The organism is Nocardia sp. NPDC019323, assembly GCF_044389845.1.
In the GTDB taxonomy this organism is placed as follows: Bacteria; Actinomycetota; Actinomycetes; order Mycobacteriales; family Mycobacteriaceae; genus Nocardia; species Nocardia implantans.
In genome coordinates, this window is record NZ_JBIRYN010000003.1 from 221,143 (window position 1) to 240,060 (window position 18,918).

Here is an 18,918-nt window from a genome sequence, read left to right on the forward strand (position 1 = left end):
AATCGAATCGCTCGGGTCCACGGAATCGGCGCACGCTGGAAGAGCCCTCCTGGAGGGGAGGAAATCCCGGGTGATTCCGGATCCGAATGTGAAGGGGCGTGGATATGTACGAGGCGAACGCGACGGTGATCGGAACGATCGCCACTCATCCGGTCAAGCGCGACCTGACCAATGGCGAGCAGGTGGTCACCTTCCGGCTGGCGAGCAATTCCCGCCGACTGGACCACACGTCGGGGCAATGGGTGGACAACGGCACCCTGTACCTCACCGTCAGCTGCTGGCGCAGGCTGGTGGCGGGTGTCGACGCGTCCCTGCGGCGCGGGGATCCGGTCATCGCCTACGGCCAGCTGCGCTCCCATGAATACCGCAGCAAGGACGGCGTGGAACGGCGGGACCTGGAGATGCGCGCCACCGCGGTCGGACCCGACCTGGCCCGCTGTGTCGCGCAACCGACGCGGTTGTCCGACCTGCCGCCGCGGAATACTTCCGGGGTGGTGAGCGCTGAAGGTCGGGTGCCGGTCGCCGACGCGCCGGGGGAGAATAACGCTGCCGTCGGTTCGGCGCCGCCTCACGGCAGTGCACCCGAGCCGGTCGACGCCTGATCCCGCGACCGGTTTTCGTCCCGGCGGCAGGGTAGCTCTGCTTCGTCCTCCCATCTCTCGCACCGATAGGCTTCACACTTATGGCTGAGTTCATCTACCAAATGAAGAAGGTTCGCAAGGCGCACGGCGACAAAGTCGTGCTCGACGATGTCACCTTGAACTTCCTTCCCGGCGCCAAGATCGGCGTCGTCGGCCCGAACGGCGCGGGTAAATCCAGCGTGCTGAAGATCATGGCCGGACTGGACCAGCCCAACAACGGTGACGCGTTCCTCGCCGCGGGCGCCACCGTCGGCATCCTTCAGCAGGAGCCGCCGCTCAACGAGGAGAAGACCGTCCGCGGCAACGTCGAGGAGGGCCTCGGCGAGATCAAGGTGAAGCTGGATCGCTTCAACGAGATCGCCGAGCTGATGGCCACCGACTACTCCGACGAACTCATGGAGGAGATGGGCAAGCTGCAGGAGGAACTGGACCACGCCGACGCGTGGGACCTGGACTCCCAGCTCGAGCAGGCGATGGACGCGCTGCGCTGCCCGCCGCCGGACGAGCCGGTCACCAACCTCTCCGGTGGTGAGCGCCGCCGCGTGGCGCTGTGCAAGCTGCTGCTGAGCAAGCCCGACCTGCTGCTGCTCGACGAGCCGACCAACCACCTCGACGCCGAGAGCGTGAACTGGCTCGAGCAGCACCTGGCGCAGTACCAGGGCGCCGTGCTCGCGGTCACCCACGACCGGTACTTCCTGGACAACGTCGCCCAGTGGATTCTGGAGCTCGACCGCGGCCGCGCCTACCCGTACGAGGGCAACTACTCCACCTACCTGGAGAAGAAGGCCGAGCGGCTCGAGGTGCAGGGCAAGAAGGACCAGAAGCTGCAGAAGCGGCTCAAGGAAGAACTCGCCTGGGTCCGTTCCGGCGCCAAGGCCAGGCAGGCCAAGAACAAGGCCCGCCTCGGCCGGTACGAGGAGATGGCTGCCGAGGCGGAGAAGATGCGGAAGCTGGACTTCGAGGAGATCCAGATTCCCGCGGGCCCGCGCCTGGGCAACGTGGTGGTGGAGGTCGAGCACCTGGACAAGGGCTTCGGCGACCGTCAGCTGATCAAGGACCTGTCGTTCACCCTGCCGCGCAACGGCATCGTCGGCGTGATCGGGCCCAACGGCGTCGGTAAGACGACGCTGTTCAAGACCATCGTCGGGCTCGAGTCGCCGGACAGCGGCGAGGTGAAGGTCGGCGAGACGGTCAAGCTCAGCTACGTCGACCAGAACCGCGCGGGCATCGACCCCAAGAAGACGGTGTGGCAGGTGGTCTCCGACGGCCTCGACTACATCGAGGTCGGCCAGCAGGAAATGCCGTCGCGCGCCTACGTGAGCGCGTTCGGCTTCAAGGGCCCCGACCAGCAGAAGCCCGCGGGCGTCCTGTCCGGCGGTGAACGCAACCGGCTGAACCTGGCGATGACGCTCAAGCAGGGCGGCAATCTGATCCTGCTGGACGAGCCGACCAACGACCTCGACGTCGAGACCCTCGGCTCGCTGGAGAACGCGCTGGAGAAGTTCCCCGGCTGCGCCGTGGTCATCTCCCACGACCGCTGGTTCCTCGACCGCACCTGCACCCACATCCTGGCGTGGGAGGGCGATTCCGACAACGAGGCCAAGTGGTTCTGGTTCGAAGGTAACTTCGAAGCGTACGAGGCCAACAAGGTCGAGCGGCTCGGCCCGGAAGCGGCTCGCCCGCACCGGGTTACGCACCGCAAGCTCACCCGCGGCTGAGTTCGCCCGCACAGGGCGGGTGCGCGGTGTGGCCGCACCCGCCCTATGCGACGCACGGCCTTGGATCTTCTGGGCGGCCCGGGGTGCCGGCCGCCGCAGCGGTTCGAGGTCGTCGTTCGGCGAAGGATCTCGCCCGTGGAGCTCTCGGGCTGAATGCTCGCATACGAGTGCGGTGCGTTTGGGGGTTGATAGGGGGCAGGACGAGGGCGGGGGACGCGTATGAGCCAGGCCGGGGCACGGGGCTGCAACCGCGCTGCGACAGCGTGATCCTGTCCGGCCCGTGGCGAGCAGGGACAGTGGTTCGGCTCTGTTCATCGCCGGTGGTTGTGCGACCGATGGCGCTGCCCGGCATCTCCGCGGAGATCGCCGCGCGGGTTACGTGCAGGGCGTTCGACACGGCTGCCTGCGGCGACTCCGGACAATATCGCCGAGGTGCGCTCGCAGGGGTACCGCTGCCTGCTTCGACGAGCGGGCGCTGCCTGGCGTTTGCTGGTGTGGCGTGCGGTGCGGGTAGGCCCCGAAATTCGGGTCGGAAGCAGGGGATGAGAGCTGCGGTGGGGTGGAGCGAAAAGTCTTTCCGGGGAACGCGGAACAGGAGTGACACCTACCCGCGCGTAGCTCGCTAGGGTGGGAGTTGTGAATGCGCAGGCGCAGTTCGAGCAATCGGTGGCATCGACCGCCGACGCGGTGGCCGAGCTGACCCGAGGTACCGGTGCGGCGCCGCTGCCGCCGCGGATACGACCTGTAGCGCTCACCTGACATTCGCGGGTCCGACTTCTGTGCTGTGCCCGAGGTTGTCGCGTGCGATCTCGGCATACGAGCGGCGAACTCCGCCGTCGTGGTGAACCACCGGATGTGAAAAGGGAATTCACCCACGCGTCATCGGCGCACAGTTACCCTCGGACCGGCGTCACTTTGTTACGGAACCGATATCCGAGGGAGTTGGCGAAAAATGACCGTCTCGTCCGAATTGTCCAGCGCGGCGTGGGCCGCGGGTTTGCCGCAGTCGCTGCGCGGCGAACTCGCGACGCTCGAGGAGGCGTACTTCCGCCACGTCGACGCGGGCGATGTGGACTGTGCGATCACCGGCATCACCCAGATCTTCCGAAGGCATCTGGAGTTGGCCGTCACCCGCCGCCCCGGTCGCGCGCTCGTGCGGGTGTATCACCCGGACGATCGCTCCGGAATCGGTGCGGCGGTGCAGATCGTCACCGACGACATGCCGCTGCTGGTCGAGTCGATCAGCTCGTCGCTGAGCCGCCTCGGTGTCAGTGTCAGCGAGATCATCCACCCGATCTTCGAGGTCGAGCGAGACGAAGAGGGACGGCTGACGCACGCCGCCGCGCACGAGGTGGACGGCACCGGTGGCGCGGGGCTGCGCGAGTCCTGGATGCATGTGCAATTGCACCCGTCGACCAGCGCAGCGCTGCTGGCCAAGGTCGAGTCCGCGGTGCCGGACGTGGTGGACGACGTGCGTCAGGTGATCGGTGACACCGAGGCCATCGAAGCCGTGCAGAGCAAGCTCGCCGACGATCTGGAACAGGCCGCGCGATCCGGGTCGGCGCCTTTCCCGGCCACCGAACTGACCGACACCGCCGCCTTGCTGCGCTGGCTGGCCGGGGGCAACTTCACCCTGCTCGGATACGCGCGCTACCGGCTGAGCTCCGACCAGGGCCGGGAGTTGTCCACCGTCGTGCCCGACACCTGCCTCGGCGTGCTGCGCCCGGACGTCGGCACCGACTTTCACGTGCCGGTCAACGGCGGTGACCGTCCGCTGCTCACGCTGACCCAGGGTCTGGTCCCCGCCACCGTGCACCGTGCGGTGTACCCGTACTTCGTCGGCGTAGCGGATTTCGACGCCGAGGGAACGATCGTCGGCGAACACCTGTTCATCGGCGTCTTCACCGTCACCGCCGTGCACGAGAACGTCCTGGACATCCCGGTGATCGAACGCCGGGTCCGCTCGGCGATCGAGGCGAGCGGATTCGACCTGGATTCGTTCTCCGGTCAGGCCATGCTCGAGGTGATCCAGTCCTTCCCGCGCACCGAACTGTTCTCCGCCGACGGTGACACGCTGCGCCGCACCGCCACCGCCGTGCTGAGCGTCGGCCTGCGGCGCCAGGTGCGCCTGTTCCTGCGCGCGGACACCTACGGCCGCTATGTCGCCTGCCTGGTCTATCTGCCGCGTGATCGGTACACCACCAGCGCGCGACTCGAGATGCAGGAGATCCTGGTCCGCGAACTGGGCGGCGTGTCCATCGACTACTCCGCGCGGGTGGGCGAAAGCGAATTGGCGCGAGTGTATTTCACCGTGCGCATGCCGGAGGCCGAACTCGGTGTTCCGCGTCGTACGCCGCCCGCCGTCGACACCTCCGAGCCCAACCGGCTGCGTTTGCAGAGCCTGCTCGCCGAAGCCAGCCGCACCTGGGACGACCGGCTGAACGACGAGGTGAGCACGTCGACGGTGCTCGATCCCGCGGTGGTGCAGCGGTACGCGGAAGCCTTCCCCGAGGGCTACAAACAGGATTTCGCCGCGGACCGCGCGCTGAAGGACATCGTGCGCCTCGACCGTCTGCGCGACGGCGACATCGACCAATTCCTGTACCGGAAGCCCGATTCGGCGCCGGGTTCGTGGCGTTTCACGCTCTACGTCGGAGGCAGCGGCATCTCGTTGAGCCAGGTGCTCCCGCTGTTGCAGAGTCTCGGCGTGGAGGTGGTCGACGAGCGGCCGTACCAGATCGAGCTGGAGGCCGCGGCCGACAGCGCCGGCGGTGAGCGGTGGATCTACGACTTCGGCCTGCTCGCTCGCCCGGAGTTGCTGCGCAGTTCGCTCGATCGCGATCTGGACGCCGAACTGCTCGAGTCCTCCAAACGCGCCGACGTGCTGGAGGCGGAGGTGCGTGGGCTGCGGGAACGGTTCGTGGAAGCCTTCGGGGCCATGTGGTACGGCCGCGCGGAGGCGGACGGCATGAACGAGCTGGTGCTGCGCGCCCGGCTGCCGTGGCGGGCCGTGTCGATCCTGCGCACCTACGCGAAGTACCTGCAGCAGGCCGGTTTTCCGTACAGCCAGGCCAATATCTGCCGCGTGCTGCTCACCTATCCGGATATCGCGCGCCTTTTCGTCGACCTGTTCGCGGCGCGCTTCGACCCCGACACGGTGTCCGCCGAGCATGCCACGGAGCTGGAAACCCAGGTGCGGGGGCGGATCGACGAGGTGGTCAGTCTGGATGCCGACCGCATCCTGCGCGCGATCCTCGGCCTGATCAAGGCGACCTTGCGGACCAATTACTACGTGACCGACGCGGAAGGCAGGCCGCGCGACTTCGTCTCGGTGAAGGTGGAACCACGGGAGATCGCCGAACTGCCGAAGCCGAAGCCGCAGTTCGAGATCTTCGTCTACTCGCCGCGGGTGGAAGGCGTGCACCTGCGCTTCGGTCCGGTGGCGCGCGGTGGTCTGCGGTGGTCGGACCGGCTGGAGGATTTCCGCACGGAGATCTTGGGTCTGGTGAAGGCGCAGGCGGTGAAGAACGCGGTGATCGTGCCGGTCGGCGCCAAGGGCGGTTTCGTGGTGAAGCAGCCGCCCGCGTCCACCGGCGATCCGGTCGCCGACCGGCAGGCGTTGGGTGCGGAAGGCGTCGCCTGCTACCGCACGTTCATCTCCGGCCTGCTGGATGTCACCGACAACGTGGATCGCGCGAGCGGGGAGGTCTTGCCCCCGGCCCGGGTGGTGCGGCGCGATGGGGACGACACCTACCTGGTCGTGGCGGCGGACAAGGGGACCGCGACGTTCTCCGACATCGCCAACGAGGTGGCGCAGAGTTATGGCTTCTGGTTGGGTGACGCGTTCGCCTCCGGCGGTTCGGCGGGGTACGACCACAAGGCGATGGGCATCACCGCCAAGGGTGCGTGGGAGAGCGTCAAGCGTCATTTCCGTGAGATGGAGATCGACACGCAAACCCAGGACTTCACCGTGGTCGGCATCGGTGACATGAGTGGTGACGTGTTCGGCAACGGGATGTTGTTGTCCGAGCACATTCGTCTGGTGGCCGCTTTCGACCACCGCCACATCTTCCTCGATCCCGACCCGGACGCGGCTCGCTCGTACCGGGAGCGGCAGCGGATGTTCGCGTTGCCGAGGTCGTCGTGGGCGGATTACGACACCTCGCTGATCAGTCCCGGCGGCGGGGTGTGGGATCGCACCGTGAAGGCCGTGCCGATCAGCCCGCAGGCCAGGGCGGCCCTCGGACTGGGCGATGATGTCGTGTCGCTGTCGCCGCCGGATCTGGTGCGCGCGATCCTGCTGGCTCCGGTCGATCTGCTGTGGAACGGCGGCATCGGCACCTACATCAAGGCCAGCACGGAGACCAACGCGGAGGTGGGCGACAAGTCCAACGACGCGGTCCGGGTCAACGGAAACCAACTGCGGGCCAAGGTGATCGGCGAGGGCGGCAACCTCGGCGCCACGGCGCTGGGCCGCATCGAGTTCAACCGCAACGGCGGCAAGATCAATACCGACGCGCTGGACAACTCGGCCGGCGTGGACTGCTCCGATCACGAGGTGAACATCAAGATCCTGCTCGACGCCGTGGTCTCCGGCGGTCAGTTGCCGCAGGATGAGCGCAATCCGCTGCTGGCCTCGATGACCGACGAGGTTGCCCGGATGGTCCTGCAGGACAATGTGGCGCAGAACTTCCTCATGGGCCTCTCGCGCACCGAGGCGCCGCAGATGCTGAGCGTGCAGACGCGGCTGATCGAGGAACTCGAGGAGCGGCGCGGCCTGGACCGCGAACTCGAGGCGCTGCCGTCGGATCAGGAGATGAAGCGCAGGCTGGAGGAAGGCTCCGGACTGGCCTCACCGGAGCTGGCCAATCTGATGGCGCATGTGAAGCTGTCGCTGAAGTCCGATCTGCTCGGGTCCGATCTGCCCGACAGCCAGTACTTCGCGGCCCGGCTGCCGGAGTACTTCCCCACACCGCTGCGGGATCGTTTCGCGGCGGCGATCAAGCGGCACCGGCTGCGCCGGGAGATCGTCACCACCATGATCGTCAACGAGATGGTGGACTACGGCGGCATCACCTACGCCCACCGGTTGAACGAGGAGGTCGGCGCCACCACCACCGACGCGGTGCGCGCTTTCGCCGCGGCGAGCGGGATCTTCGACCTGCACGAGCGATGGGCGCGAATCCGCGCTTGCGACGCGCCCACCCCGGTGCGCGACCTGATGGAACTGGAGACGAAGCGGACCCTGGACCGGGCGTCCCGGTGGCTGCTGAGCAACCGCCCGCAGCCGATCGCGGTGGGCTCCGAGATCAGCCGGTACCGCGCCGACGTGCGGGAACTCGCACCGAAGGTGCCGGGATGGCTGCGCGGGCACCACGTGTTCACCCTGACCGACCGGTCCGCCGAGCTGATCGCTCGCGGCGCGCCGACCGACCTGGCCACCGAGGTCTTCGGCCTGCTGCACCTGTTCCCGCTGCTGGACATCGTGGACATCGCCGACATCACCGACCGGGACGGTGACGAGGTCGGTTCGCTGTACTACGCGCTCAACGATCACCTCAAGATCGACTGGCTGCTGCAGGCGGTCAGCCACCTCGAACGCGGCGACCGCTGGCACGCGCTGGCGCGGCTGGCCCTGCGCGACGACATGTACGGGTCGCTGCGCTCCCTCACGCTCGATGTGCTCTCCGGCGGCGACCCCGAGGAGACGGCGGACGAGAAGATTGCATACTGGGAGTCGAAGAATCAGTCCCGCCTCGGGCGAGCCAGGGCGGCGCTGTCGGAATTGTTCGAGTCCGGAACCCACGATCTCGCCACGTTGTCGGTTGCAGCGCGGCAAGTGCGGAGCATGGTGAGCGGGGTGGGCGCTCAATCGGAGGTACCACGTTGACGAGTTCGGTGAGCGGAAGCGGGAAGGCCGCGGGCAGCCTGGTGCTGCCGCGGCGGTTCCACGCCAAGGTGGACGTCAGGTGGTCGGACATGGACGTGTTCCAGCACGTCAACCATGCCCGGATGGTGACGCTGCTGGAAGAGGCGCGGATTCCGTGGCTGTTCGAGGACGGCCGCCCGACCGCGCCGCTGCGTGAGGGTTGTGTCCTCGCCGACCTGCGGGTGCGCTACCGCGGTCAATTGCGGCACGAGGACACGCCGCTGGACATCGCCATGTGGATCGAGCAGTTGCGCGCGGTCGATTTCACCATCGGCTACGAGGTGCGTGCGGCGGGCGCGCAGCCCGATTCGCCCGCCGCCGTGGTGGCCTCCACGCAGATCGCGGCGTTCGACATGCGAGCACAGCGATTGCGCAGGCTCACCGACGCCGAGCGTGATTACCTGTCGGAATGGATGGAGTGAACGACCGCGCGCCGATGGTGGCCGAGTGCTGACGGCGGAGCAGCCGTGATGACGGAACAACGAGTGCTGCGCGTGCCCGATCCGGCGGAGCGGGAGAATCTCGCGACGTTCCTGACCAGGGCCGTGCGGCTGGACCCAGCGGCGGTGGTGCGCTTGCGCCGCCGCGGGGAGAAGTACGTTTCGGCCTGGGTGGCGACGGGCTTCGAGGCGCTGGCGATGCGCACCGTGGTCGCCGAACTGGGCGTCGACGACGTGACGGTCGGCGCCGACCTGGTGCTCGCCGGTTCGGCTGTCGGCGGTCCGATCGACCTCGGATTTTCGATGGACTCCGCGTGGCGCGGCGCGCTGCCACCCACCGACGGTTTCGTGCACGTCGACGATGTGCCCGCGCGCACGCTGGTCGAACTCGCCGAGCAGGGTGCGCAGCTGGCGCGGGAACACGGCAGCGGTCACGGTCCGCCCGCCTCGCTGCTGGATCAGGCGGTGCTGACCGTGTCCGGCGGAGGCACTCGGGTGCAGGTGCCGATGCGCGTGGTCTTCGCGCTCACGGCGATGGACTTCATCCCGCACTCGGGGGAGAAGGCCGACCCCCGGCGTATTCCACCCGCCGAGATCGTCCGTGTCCGCGCGACCAGAACGTGGCTGCGGCTCGACGCCCGCTACGGTTCGGTGGCTCGTCGGCTCGGCGGTGGGATTCCCTTACTGCCGCAGTGAGTTTCGCCAGGGTGCTCAGGGGTATGCGGGGCAGGTGATTCGCGCGGGGACACAAGCGCTTCGCCGTGCAAGTGGCTATGTAGATAGCTTCCTCGGCCCGGCCGACTCACCCCACGAGCCATAGCCAGCGGCGACGCAGGCTATGCACTTCTCGTGCCGTTCCGCGTGCCAGGCGAAGGCCCGAACGTAGCAGATCGCGAGGTCGAGGCCGGTTCCGGCAGCGTTGGTCCCGAGAGTCCTCCAGCCGGTCGAGGGTTGGATTCGGGTGGCCCGGAAGGCGGATCAGATCAGCTGTTACGTTTCCGCGCACCCCTTTCGCGGTGAAGGGTTCCACCGTGATTTCTCGCGTAGCAAACAATTGCTCGGAAGCGATCGATGGGTAGGCGGCGCCGTCGGCAGGAGGGGACGGCGCCGCCTGCCTCTGTGCGAAACCGGCTGTCGCGCATCCCGGCTAGGCGACGCCGAGCAGGCGGATGAATGCCGTTGTCGCGGCGGCGGCGAGAATCACCAGCAGGATCGGTTGCCGGAACCAGGCCACCAGCCCACCGGCGAGAACGCCTGCGGGCACGGCGAATCCGAGGTCCGCGGTGCCCAGCGGCAGGGTGGTGACGGCCACGAGCGCGGTGAGCAATACGACGGCGCCGATCTCCAGCAGGCGCACCACACGCGCGGGCAGGCGTACTCGGTCGCGGAGTGCGGGTCCGGCCCAGCGGAAGGCGTAGGTGCCCGCGGCGAGTGCGACGACTCCGGCGGCCAGCATCACGCCGCTCCCGACACGGTCGCCTGCCGCGGCTTCTCCCGCGCCGCGACCAGCACCCCGGACAGGGCGAGCAGCACCGGCAGCCCCGTAGGCAGGAACGGCGCACTGACCAGAGCGACCGCGGTGCCGACCGCCACCGCGGCGAGGGTGGTGCGCTCCCGCAGCGCGGGCAGCACCAAGGCGAGCAGAACCGCGGGGAACACGGCATCGAGTCCCAGCGCCGAGGTGTCGGTGACCACCGATCCGATCAGCGCTCCGACGGCGGCGCCGCCCGGCCAGGCGAGCAGCACCCCCGCGCCGGTGATCCAGTAGGCCGCGCGCCTGCGTCGCGCGTCCGGTTGCGCGATGGTCATCGCGACGGACTCGTCGTTCATGAGATGGACCCCTAGCGAGCGCCGCCAACCCATGCCGACCGCATCGGGTACCGACAGCCCGTAAGGCACGTGCCGGGCGTTGACCAGCAGCCCGGCCAGCACCGCCGCGATGGGATTGCCCCCGGCCGCCACGATCCCGAGAAACAGGAACTCCGAACTCCCGGCGAGCACCACGCACCCGAGCAGCACCGGCAGCCAGACCGGAAAGCCCGCCGCGACCGCGGTCGCCCCGTAGGAAATCCCGATCACCCCGACGGCGAGGCAGACCGCCCCGATCCCGAGCAGCGCATCCCGATCCAGTGTTCGCCATATCGAACGCATGTTGTTTATAGTGGACACAGCGCCGCGCTTCGTCAACATGGTTTCCCCGGCGAAAGCTTCGTCCGGGCAAGCACCGGCGGGGCCGGGCCATTCTGCGGCAGGCGTGTCGCGGAGCATGGTGCCAGGGAGCCGGATCACCGGCGGTGCGCGAGAAGGATGGTTGCGAGATGCCCGGCGCTTCTGTTCCGGGGTGAGCCTGATCGGCACCGTGGCGGCCTCGCCCGTCCCGCTGCCTCGGTCACGCGGTTCTGGGCCGCAGGCAACCAAGGCTCGCGCCGCAACCGAGCCAGGCCGCCCAGCGCAACACCAGGCCGCCGGCGCAGCAAGAGACGCCCACAGCGCCAACAGTCCCTCGCGCAGCAAGTGCCTCGCGCTGCAGCAGGTCGTTCGCAACAGCAGGCCGGTGGCGCGACAGCGGGTGGTATCGCACGGCAGGCGTTCCCGCCGAAGCGTCAGCGCCGGGTGGAACCGCAGGACGAGACCCCACAGCCCGACCGCAGGTTCCGAGCGGAGCGAGACCTGGCATTGTCGAACACGCCGCGACGAAGTCGCGGCCGAACAAGCACAGCGAACACCAGCGCCGCAGGCGCTGGAAGAACCAACGGAGCGGGAGATGACGCAGCAAGACGCGACGACGACCCCGAAGGCGGTGATCGCCGCCGCCCTCCGCCGCGAGCGCACTCGGGCCGGACTGTCGTTGAGCGAGGTCGCCAGCCGGGCGGGCATCGCGAAATCCACCCTGTCGCAACTGGAGTCGGGAACCGGGAACCCGAGCCTGGAGACCTTGTGGGCGTTGTGCGTCACGCTGGACATGCCGTTCTCCCGCTTGCTCGACCCGCCGCGCCCGAACGTGCACGTCATTCGCGCCGGTGAGGGCCCGGTCGTGGCGGCGGAGCGATCGGAGTACCGTGCGACGCTGCTGGCGGCCGGACCGGCCAATTCTCGCCGCGACCTGTTCCGCATCACCGCCGAACCGGGGCATGCCCGCCGATCGGATCCGCATATCGCCGGTGTGGTCGAGCATGTGCTGCTGGCGGAAGGACGTGCACTGGTCGGCCCCGTCGACGCGCCTGTCGAATTACACCCGGGCGATTACATCGCGTACCCGGGTGATCAGCCGCATGTCTTCGAGGCACTGGCGTCGCCGACCTGGGCGACGCTGGTGGTGGAGTACACCTGATCGATCAGGCGGCGCCTTCGCCGAGATACTGCAACCACACCGGGTCGAGATCGGCAGTGGTGGACAGCAGGCGCCAGTGCGGGCCCTTGGGGGAGACCAGCGGGGCGCGCAGCGTCCAGCCCAGCTCACTGAGCAGTTTGTCGGCTTTGCGATGGTTGCACGGCGCGCAGCTGGCGACGCAGTTCTCCCAAGAATGTTCCCCGCCGCGGCTGCGCGGGATGACGTGGTCGATCGTCTCGGCCTTGCCGCCGCAGTAACCGCAGCGGTAGCGATCGCGGTGCATGAGGGCGGCGCGGGTCATCGGCACCCTGGCGCGGTACGGAACGTGCACGTAGGTGCGCAGGCGGATCACCGAGGGAATGGTCACCGACGTGTCGGCGGAGTGCACTACCGGTCCCTCGTCGTTGTGGTGGACGGCGTCGGCCTTGTCGCAGATGAGCAGCACGATCGCGCGGCGCGCGGACAATGCGGTGAGCGGCTCGTAGGTGGCGTTCAACAGCAGCACCCTGGTCTTGAGCCAGTTCGTGCCCTCGGACGGCGGGGCGGTGGGGCGGGGTCCGTGGTCGTGATGACCACGATGTCCACCCGGATATCGTTCGGACAAGATGTGCAGCGGAGTAGCCCCCGACCCACGATTGTGGACGTCGGCGGGCTGGAGTTGTCGGTGCGCTCGCGCCTCTGATCGGGCGCCGTGCCGCTGCTTCATCTCGACCTCGATTTCATGATTGGCAGGATCATGTGGTATCTGCAAAGCAGAGACTGTCACCCAGTTGACCATGGAATGTCGGGCATTGCACGGTGATTTTCGACAATGTCCGGTTAACTGTGGCTGAAGTGCCATTCCGGCGCGATGTTCCGGTTGCCGATCGGCGGTGCGAGGGCGGTGCGGCGGCGGTGCCGGGGCGCGGGCACAATGGACAGCGGCGCATCCGGTGAAGCGAGAGGGTCTATGACTTCGGGCGAGCAAACGGCGACGTCGTTCTACGAGGCGGTCGGTGGGGCGGAGACGTTCCGGCGGCTCGTCGCGACGTTCTATCGCGAGGTGGCCGCCGACGAAGTGCTGCGTCCGCTGTATCCGGAAGAGGATCTCGGTCCGGCGGAGCGTCGTTTGCGGATGTTCCTGGAGCAGTACTGGGGCGGTCCGCGCACCTACTCCGACGAGCGCGGCCACCCCCGGCTGCGCATGCGGCACATGCCGTTCACCATCGGGCCGATCGAGCGCGACGCGTGGCTGCGGTGCATGCATATCGCGGTCGCGGAGATCGAGCCGGAAACCTTGGACGACGAGCACCGCAAGGCGCTGCTCGACTACCTGGAGATGGCGGCCAACTCATTGGTGAACGCGCCGTTCTGACCACGCGCCCAGCACGGCGGCGATGGTGTGTTTTCTACCGCGTTGTGGTGGTGAAAAATTCGCTGATGAACAACGGGTGACGCGGTGCTTGCCCGCGAGAGACGGAGCTGAGCACCGTTTTTCGCTCATCCCGGTGACGGTGCTGAATATTTGCCCACGATTCGAAGCGGGGTGACGCCTGAAGGCTTTCGCGTCGGAACTTTGGCACTATTGCGGATGTGAGTGATGCACCAGCCTTAACGGCGCCGGTGGATCGTGCCACGCAGTCGTGGTGGCGGTCGGCCGTGTTCTACCAGGTTTATCCGAGATCCTTCGCGGACTCGAGCGGAGACGGGATCGGCGATCTCGGGGGAGTCCGGGACAAACTGGGCTATCTCGAACTGCTCGGCGTCGATGCCCTGTGGATCTGCCCCGTGATGCGTTCGCCGATGGCCGACGGTGGCTACGACGTTGCCGACCCCCGCGACATCGATCAGCTCTTCGGCGGGCTCGCCGCGATGGACGCGCTGATCGCCGAGGCGCACGCCCGCCGGATCAAGGTCACCATGGACTTGGTGCCCAATCACACCAGCGACCAGCATCCGTGGTTCCGCGCGGCGCTGGCGGCGGCTCCCGGCAGCCCGGAGCGCGACCGCTACATCTTCCGCGACGGCCGTGGCCCCGGTGGCGCCGAGCCGCCGAACAATTGGCCCAGCATCTTCGGCGGCCCGGCCTGGACCAGGATCACCGAACCCGACGGCACGCCCGGCCAGTGGTACCTGCACCTGTTCGCTCGTGAACAGCCCGACCTGAACTGGTCGAATCCCGAGGTCGCCGCCGATTTCGAGCAGACGCTGCGGTTCTGGCTCGACCGCGGGGTGGACGGATTCCGGATCGACGTCGCGCACGGCATGGCCAAACCCGACGGTCTGCCCGACATGCCGGAGCTGTCCGTCTCGGCCCTGCTCGCGCACGACGACAGCGACCCGCGCTTCAACAATCCCGCCGTGCACGACATCCACCGCCGGATCCGCAAGGTGGTCGACGAGTACCCGGACGCGGTGCTCATCGGCGAAGTGTGGGTCGAGGACAACGCCCGTTTCGGCGAGTACGTACGCGCCGACGAACTGCACCTCGCGTTCAACTTCCGCCTCGCGGAATCGGCGTTCGACGCCGACGCGGTGCGCGACGCCGTGGACAACTCGCTGGCCGCCGTCGCGCCGGTCTTCGCCGTGCCCACCTGGACGCTGTCCAACCACGACATCGAGCGGGAGGTCACCCGGTACGGCGGCGGCGCGCTCGGCGTCGCGCGGGCACGGGCGATGATCCTGCTGGAACTCGCGCTGCCCGGCGCGGTGTTCATCTACAACGGCGCCGAACTGGGCCTGCCCAACGTCGACGACCTGCCGGACGAGGTCTTGCAGGATCCGGTGTGGGAGCGCTCCGGCCACACCCAGCGCGGCCGCGACGGCTGCCGGGTGCCGCTGCCGTGGGAAGGCGCAGCGCCGCCGTACGGGTTCACCACCGGGACGCCGTGGCTGCCGATGCCGCTCGGCTGGGCGCCGTTGACCGTGGAAGCCCAGCTCGAGGAGCTGGGATCGACCTTGTCGCTGTATCGCCTTGCGATCGAGTTGCGTGCCCAGCGGCCGGAGTTCGCCGGGGACCGGATCGAGTGGTACGGCAGCCCGCCGGGTTGTCTCGCGTTCCGCAGGCCGGGTGGACTGGTGTGCGTGCTCAACGCCTCGGACCTGCCGATCCAGCTCCCGCCGGGAGACGTTCTGCTGTCCAGCGCGCCGACCGACGGCGGCCAGCTGCCGCCGAACGCGGCCGCATGGTTGGTTTGAGGAAAACCGGAAAGACCCAGCTCACGGTGGGTGCACCGGACACGGGCGGCACTCCGGCTCGACCGGACGGAGAACTACTACAGAGGATCGTCTACCTTTGATCCGTGAGCATTCTCGAGACAGTGCTGATCTTCGCCGGCATACCGCTGGTGATCTACGGCATCATCGCCGGATTGTCGTTCCTCGGTAAGCCGCTGCCTGGCGAGAAGCCGGTCCACTTCACCCTCGGTCAGAAGTGGACCGCGTCGCCGGTGCTGTGGAGTGCCACCGAAGAGGTGATCGGTTCGGGTCACCACTTCGCGGATACACCGCATGAACCCCATGCGGCCATCGAGTCCACCGCGGTGGAGCTGATCGGAGGACGGGCAAGTGGCAGGTTCTAAGTGGCCCGCGGTGGTCGAAGCCGATCTGCCGCACGGATACGCGATCACCAGTAGCGGCCGCGTCTCCGGCGTGCACGAGGCGGGCGACGTGTTCAAGGAAGCGCCGTTCGACGACGTCGAGCGGCTCACCATGGACAACGTGCTCACCGAGGCGACCCGCGCGACGAAGGTGCGTTTCAACGTCTACATCGGCGATCTGGGCGAGGACCCGGCCGCCGCGGCGGACGCGATCTTCCCCGGCACGCCCGAGGCGGCGCACTCGGTGCTCATCGCCGTCTCGCCGAACGAGAAGGCGATCGAGGTGCGCTCGGGCCGGGCCGTCGCCGACCGTGCGAACGATCGGGTCTGCCAGCTCGGCGTCACCGCCGCGCTGAGCTCGTTCCGGCAGGGCCAGCTGATCGATGGCGTGGTCTCCGCCGTCCGCGTGATGGCCGCCGCCATCGGCAGGTAGGGACAGCGAAACCCCGTACCGGCGCGTCCACCCGTCCAGGTGGACGCGCCGGTTTCGTTCTACGGCTGCGCGTCGAAGGCGCGGGCGCGCAGCGAGCGTTCGATGCCCGCCTTGCCCTCGCTGACCAGCCGGCGCAGCGCGGGCGGGTGATCGCCGGCGAGGAACTTGTCGGCGACGGCTACCGCGTCCTCGCTGATCGCCCAGTGCGGGTAGAGGCCGACCACCACGGTCTGGGCGACCTCGCTGGAGCGCCGCTCCCAGACGCCGGGCACCTCGGCGAAATACCGCTCCACGTAGTCGGCGAGCAGCTCACCCTGCCCGGCGGGCGCGAAACCGCTGACGATCGAGCGCGCGGTGACATTGGGCACCGAGTCGTCGCCCATCACCGTCGTCCACGCCTGCTCCTTCACCTCGGCGATCGGGCGCGCCGTCGCCGCGGCGGCCGCCTGCCGCTTGCCCGCCGCCGTGGGATCGTTGGCCAGCTCCTCGTCGATGACCGGCGTGTGCAGCCCCTCGGCGTCGATCTCACCCGCCGCCGCGAGCGCCGTCACGATCCGCCAGCGCAGGTCGGTGTCGACCACCAGGCCGGGCAGGCCGACCTTCGCCGGGTCGCCGTCGCGCAGCTCGCTGAGCACCTCGGTGTGCCAGGCCGATAGCTTCGCGCCGGTCAGCGCGTTGACGAAGGCGAGCTGGTGGTCGGAGCCCGGTTCGGCTTCGCGCGCCAGCTCCAGCAGCCGGTTCGCGTATTCCGGCCAGCCGGTGGTCGCGGCCCATTCCGGCTCGGCGTAGCTGCCGAGCGCGGTGTTGGCCTGCATCAGCAACCGTTGCACCACACCGATCTCGCTCTCGGCGCCGACACCGCGCTGGACCAGCGCGACGAAATCGCGGGCACGGAACTCCGCCTGGCGTGTCATCTCCCAGGCCGCCGACCAGGCCAGCGTGCGCGGCAGCGGCTCCGCGATGTCGGCGATGCGGTTGACCAGCACGTCGAGCGAATCGGCGTCGAGCCGGATCGAGCAGTAGGTGAGGTCGTCGTCGTTGACCAGCACGAATTGGCCGCGCGGCACGCCGACCAGCTCGGGTACCTCGGTGCGCTCGGCGGCGTCGAGGTCGAGTTCGACGCGCTCGGTGCGCACCAGTTTTCCGTCCTGATCGTCGTAGACGCCGATCGCCAGACGGTGCACGCGCCGCTCGCCCGCGCCCGGCTGCGCGCCCTCCTGCACGACCGCGAACGAGCTGAACCTGCCTTCGGCGTCCACCTCGAACTCGGGGCGCAGGATGTTGAGGCCGGTGGTCTTGAGCCACTGCGCGCCCCAGGTGGACAGGTCGCGGCCGGACGACTTCTCCAGCGCCGACAGCAGGTCGTCGAAGGTGGCGTTGTCATAGGCGTGGTCGGCGAAGTACGCGCGCAGGCCGGCCAGGAACGGCTCCAGGCCGACGTAGGCGACGAGTTGCTTGAGGACGCTGGCGCCCTTGGCGTAGGTGATGCCGTCGAAGTTGACCTCGACCGCGGCGAGGTCGGGGATGTCCGCGGCGATCGGGTGCGTGGACGGCAGCTGGTCCTGCCGGTAGGCCCAGGACTTCTCCACGTTCGCGAAGGTGGTCCATGCGTTGGTGTACTCGGTGGCCTCGGACTGGCACAGCACCGAAGCGAAGGTGGCGAAGGACTCGTTCAGCCACAGGTCGTCCCACCACTTCATGGTGACCAGGTCGCCGAACCACATGTGCGCCATCTCGTGCAGCACGGTCTCGGCGCGGCGCTCGTAGGACGCCCTGGTGACCTTGGACCGGAAGACGTAGTCCTCCAGGAAGGTCACCGCGCCCGCGTTCTCCATCGCGCCGGCGTTGAACTCGGGGACGAACAGCTGGTCGTACTTGCCGAACGCGTACGGGACGCCGAAGTTGCGGTGGTAGAAGCCGAAACCCTGCTTGGTCTCGGTGAACAGCCGCTCGGCATCCATGTGCTCGGCCAGCGACGCGCGGCAGTAGATGCCGAGGGGGATGTCGCCGTGCTCGTCGGTGTAGACGTCGGTCCATTGCGCGTACGGGCCCGCGATGAGCGCGACGAGGTAGGTGCTCATCTTCGGGGTGGTGCGGAAGACGTGCTTGCCCGGCTCAGCGACGAGCGTCTGCACGACGGCCGCGTTGGAGATGACCTGCCAGTCCTCCGGCGCGGTGACGGCGATGTCGAAGGTGGCTTTGAGGTCGGGCTGGTCGAAGCAGGCGAACATCCGCTTGGCGTCGGCGGTTTCGAACTGCGAGTACAGGTAGACGGCGTCGTCGGCGGGGTCGACGAACCGGTGCAGGCCCTCGCCGGTGTGCGAGTACTCGCAATCGGCTTCCACCACCAGCTCGTTGCGCTCGGCCAGGTCGTTCAGCGTGATGCCGGTCGACTCGTCGTAATCGGAGACGTCCAGCGCGGTCCCGTTGAGCACCGCCGAGCGCACGCCGCGCGCCACGATGTCGATGAACGTGCTCGCACCCGGTTCCGCGGTGAAGGTCACGGTGCTGCGGGAGAAGAAGGTCTGCTCGCCCGGCTTGCCCGCGCCGTCGGTGAGATCCAGCTCGACGCGGTAGTTCTCGACCGACACCGTCGCGGCGCGTTCGATCGCCTGGTCGCGAGTGAGATTGGGTGCGGACATAAGGCTCCTTCGTGGTCGAAGAACTGGCACGGGCGACACCCACGATGCCATTCGTCATGGCAGTTCGCGCGGGAGTTTCCCGATCAACCCTAGTGTTCACGGGCACTCGCGCGCCGGTTCGGCGGCGCGACCGCGACGGCGCGGCGGGCGCGCTCGGGGACGGCGGTATTGTGCCTGGTACAGCGCAGGTTCACCCCACGGATTCG

Annotated in this window: 15 protein-coding genes; 11 read left to right on the plus strand and 4 right to left on the minus strand. The window is 68.2% G+C overall.

Annotated elements, in window-relative coordinates; translation table 11 throughout:
• Nucleotides 1-104 precede the first annotated feature (104 nt).
• From ACH49X_RS14035 to ACH49X_RS14060, 6 genes are all read left to right on the plus strand, one after another.
• Nucleotides 105-602 (plus strand): single-stranded DNA-binding protein, encoded by a 498-nt coding sequence (locus ACH49X_RS14035; protein WP_357205417.1) that lies wholly within the window; start codon nt 105-107, stop codon nt 600-602.
• An 80-nt stretch (nt 603-682) separates the two neighbouring features.
• Nucleotides 683-2,359, plus strand: a complete 1,677-nt coding sequence (ettA, locus tag ACH49X_RS14040; protein WP_195077466.1) for an energy-dependent translational throttle protein EttA — start codon at nt 683-685, stop codon at nt 2,357-2,359.
• 636 nt (nt 2,360-2,995) lie between these two features.
• The gene (locus ACH49X_RS14045) at nt 2,996-3,118 is read left to right on the plus strand and encodes a hypothetical protein (RefSeq protein ID WP_267465347.1); all 123 of its coding nucleotides are present in this window, start codon (nt 2,996-2,998) and stop codon (nt 3,116-3,118) included.
• Between the two features lie 193 nt (nt 3,119-3,311).
• Entirely contained in the window at nt 3,312-8,249 is a 4,938-nt protein-coding gene (locus ACH49X_RS14050) for an NAD-glutamate dehydrogenase (RefSeq protein WP_357205038.1), read from the plus strand.
• An 89-nt stretch (nt 8,250-8,338) separates the two neighbouring features.
• Nucleotides 8,339-8,710 carry a thioesterase family protein gene (locus tag ACH49X_RS14055; RefSeq protein ID WP_084486252.1) on the plus strand — a complete coding sequence of 124 codons (372 nt, stop codon included), beginning with the start codon at nt 8,339-8,341 and terminating at the stop codon, nt 8,708-8,710.
• A 48-nt stretch (nt 8,711-8,758) separates the two neighbouring features.
• Nucleotides 8,759-9,424, plus strand: coding sequence for a hypothetical protein (locus ACH49X_RS14060; protein WP_195077468.1), 666 nt, complete (start codon nt 8,759-8,761; stop codon nt 9,422-9,424).
• A 451-nt stretch (nt 9,425-9,875) separates the two neighbouring features.
• On the opposite strand, the gene ACH49X_RS14065 is transcribed toward ACH49X_RS14060, so the two are convergent.
• A complete protein-coding gene (locus ACH49X_RS14065; RefSeq protein WP_195077469.1) occupies nt 9,876-10,184 on the minus strand; it encodes an AzlD domain-containing protein in 309 nt (102 codons plus the stop codon).
• On the minus strand, nt 10,184-10,879 hold the full coding sequence (locus ACH49X_RS14070) for an AzlC family ABC transporter permease (protein ID WP_357104403.1): 696 nt from the start codon (nt 10,877-10,879) through the stop codon (nt 10,184-10,186). The genes ACH49X_RS14065 and ACH49X_RS14070 overlap by 1 nt, the downstream gene beginning before the upstream one ends.
• A 613-nt stretch (nt 10,880-11,492) precedes the next feature.
• On the opposite strand from ACH49X_RS14070, the gene ACH49X_RS14075 reads away from it, so the two are divergent.
• Entirely contained in the window at nt 11,493-12,059 is a 567-nt protein-coding gene (locus ACH49X_RS14075) for an XRE family transcriptional regulator (RefSeq protein ID WP_357104406.1), read from the plus strand.
• Nucleotides 12,060-12,063: 4 nt separating this feature from the next.
• On the opposite strand, the gene ACH49X_RS14080 is transcribed toward ACH49X_RS14075, so the two are convergent.
• A complete protein-coding gene (locus ACH49X_RS14080) occupies nt 12,064-12,765 on the minus strand; it encodes an HNH endonuclease (protein WP_195077472.1) in 702 nt (233 codons plus the stop codon).
• Nucleotides 12,766-13,008: 243 nt separating this feature from the next.
• Here ACH49X_RS14080 and ACH49X_RS14085 point away from each other — a divergent pair, with 243 nt between their 5' ends.
• The 4 genes from ACH49X_RS14085 to ACH49X_RS14100 all read left to right on the plus strand — a co-directional run bounded on the left by ACH49X_RS14085 (nt 13,009) and on the right by ACH49X_RS14100 (nt 16,070).
• A complete protein-coding gene (locus ACH49X_RS14085; RefSeq protein ID WP_195077473.1) occupies nt 13,009-13,413 on the plus strand; it encodes a globin in 405 nt (134 codons plus the stop codon).
• A gap of 218 nt (nt 13,414-13,631) precedes the next feature.
• Nucleotides 13,632-15,236, plus strand: a complete 1,605-nt coding sequence (locus tag ACH49X_RS14090) for an alpha-amylase family glycosyl hydrolase (protein ID WP_397069867.1) — start codon at nt 13,632-13,634, stop codon at nt 15,234-15,236.
• Between the two features lie 104 nt (nt 15,237-15,340).
• Complete coding sequence (locus ACH49X_RS14095; protein WP_067802579.1) at nt 15,341-15,619, plus strand: hypothetical protein; 279 nt, start codon at nt 15,341-15,343, stop codon at nt 15,617-15,619.
• Nucleotides 15,606-16,070, plus strand: coding sequence for a DUF5130 domain-containing protein (locus ACH49X_RS14100; protein WP_323123929.1), 465 nt, complete (start codon nt 15,606-15,608; stop codon nt 16,068-16,070). The genes ACH49X_RS14095 and ACH49X_RS14100 overlap by 14 nt, the downstream gene beginning before the upstream one ends.
• 59 nt (nt 16,071-16,129) lie before the next feature.
• On the opposite strand, the gene pepN is transcribed toward ACH49X_RS14100, so the two are convergent.
• A complete protein-coding gene (gene pepN / locus ACH49X_RS14105; protein ID WP_357205042.1) occupies nt 16,130-18,712 on the minus strand; it encodes an aminopeptidase N in 2,583 nt (860 codons plus the stop codon).
• Nucleotides 18,713-18,918 lie beyond the last annotated feature (206 nt).

Coding starts and splice junctions, on each gene's coding strand:
- ACH49X_RS14055 (WP_084486252.1), top strand. CDS start 8,339: ATGGACGTGTTCCAGCACGTCAACCATGCCCGGATGGTGACGCTGCTG.
- ettA (WP_195077466.1), top strand. CDS start 683: ATGGCTGAGTTCATCTACCAAATGAAGAAGGTTCGCAAGGCGCACGGC.
- ACH49X_RS14050 (WP_357205038.1), top strand. CDS start 3,312: ATGACCGTCTCGTCCGAATTGTCCAGCGCGGCGTGGGCCGCGGGTTTG.
- ACH49X_RS14075 (WP_357104406.1), top strand. CDS start 11,493: ATGACGCAGCAAGACGCGACGACGACCCCGAAGGCGGTGATCGCCGCC.
- ACH49X_RS14060 (WP_195077468.1), top strand. CDS start 8,759: ATGACGGAACAACGAGTGCTGCGCGTGCCCGATCCGGCGGAGCGGGAG.
- ACH49X_RS14070 (WP_357104403.1), bottom strand. CDS start 10,879: ATGCGTTCGATATGGCGAACACTGGATCGGGATGCGCTGCTCGGGATC.
- ACH49X_RS14080 (WP_195077472.1), bottom strand. CDS start 12,765: ATGAAGCAGCGGCACGGCGCCCGATCAGAGGCGCGAGCGCACCGACAA.
- ACH49X_RS14035 (WP_357205417.1), top strand. CDS start 105: ATGTACGAGGCGAACGCGACGGTGATCGGAACGATCGCCACTCATCCG.
- ACH49X_RS14085 (WP_195077473.1), top strand. CDS start 13,009: ATGACTTCGGGCGAGCAAACGGCGACGTCGTTCTACGAGGCGGTCGGT.
- pepN (WP_357205042.1), bottom strand. CDS start 18,712: ATGTCCGCACCCAATCTCACTCGCGACCAGGCGATCGAACGCGCCGCG.
- ACH49X_RS14065 (WP_195077469.1), bottom strand. CDS start 10,184: ATGCTGGCCGCCGGAGTCGTCGCACTCGCCGCGGGCACCTACGCCTTC.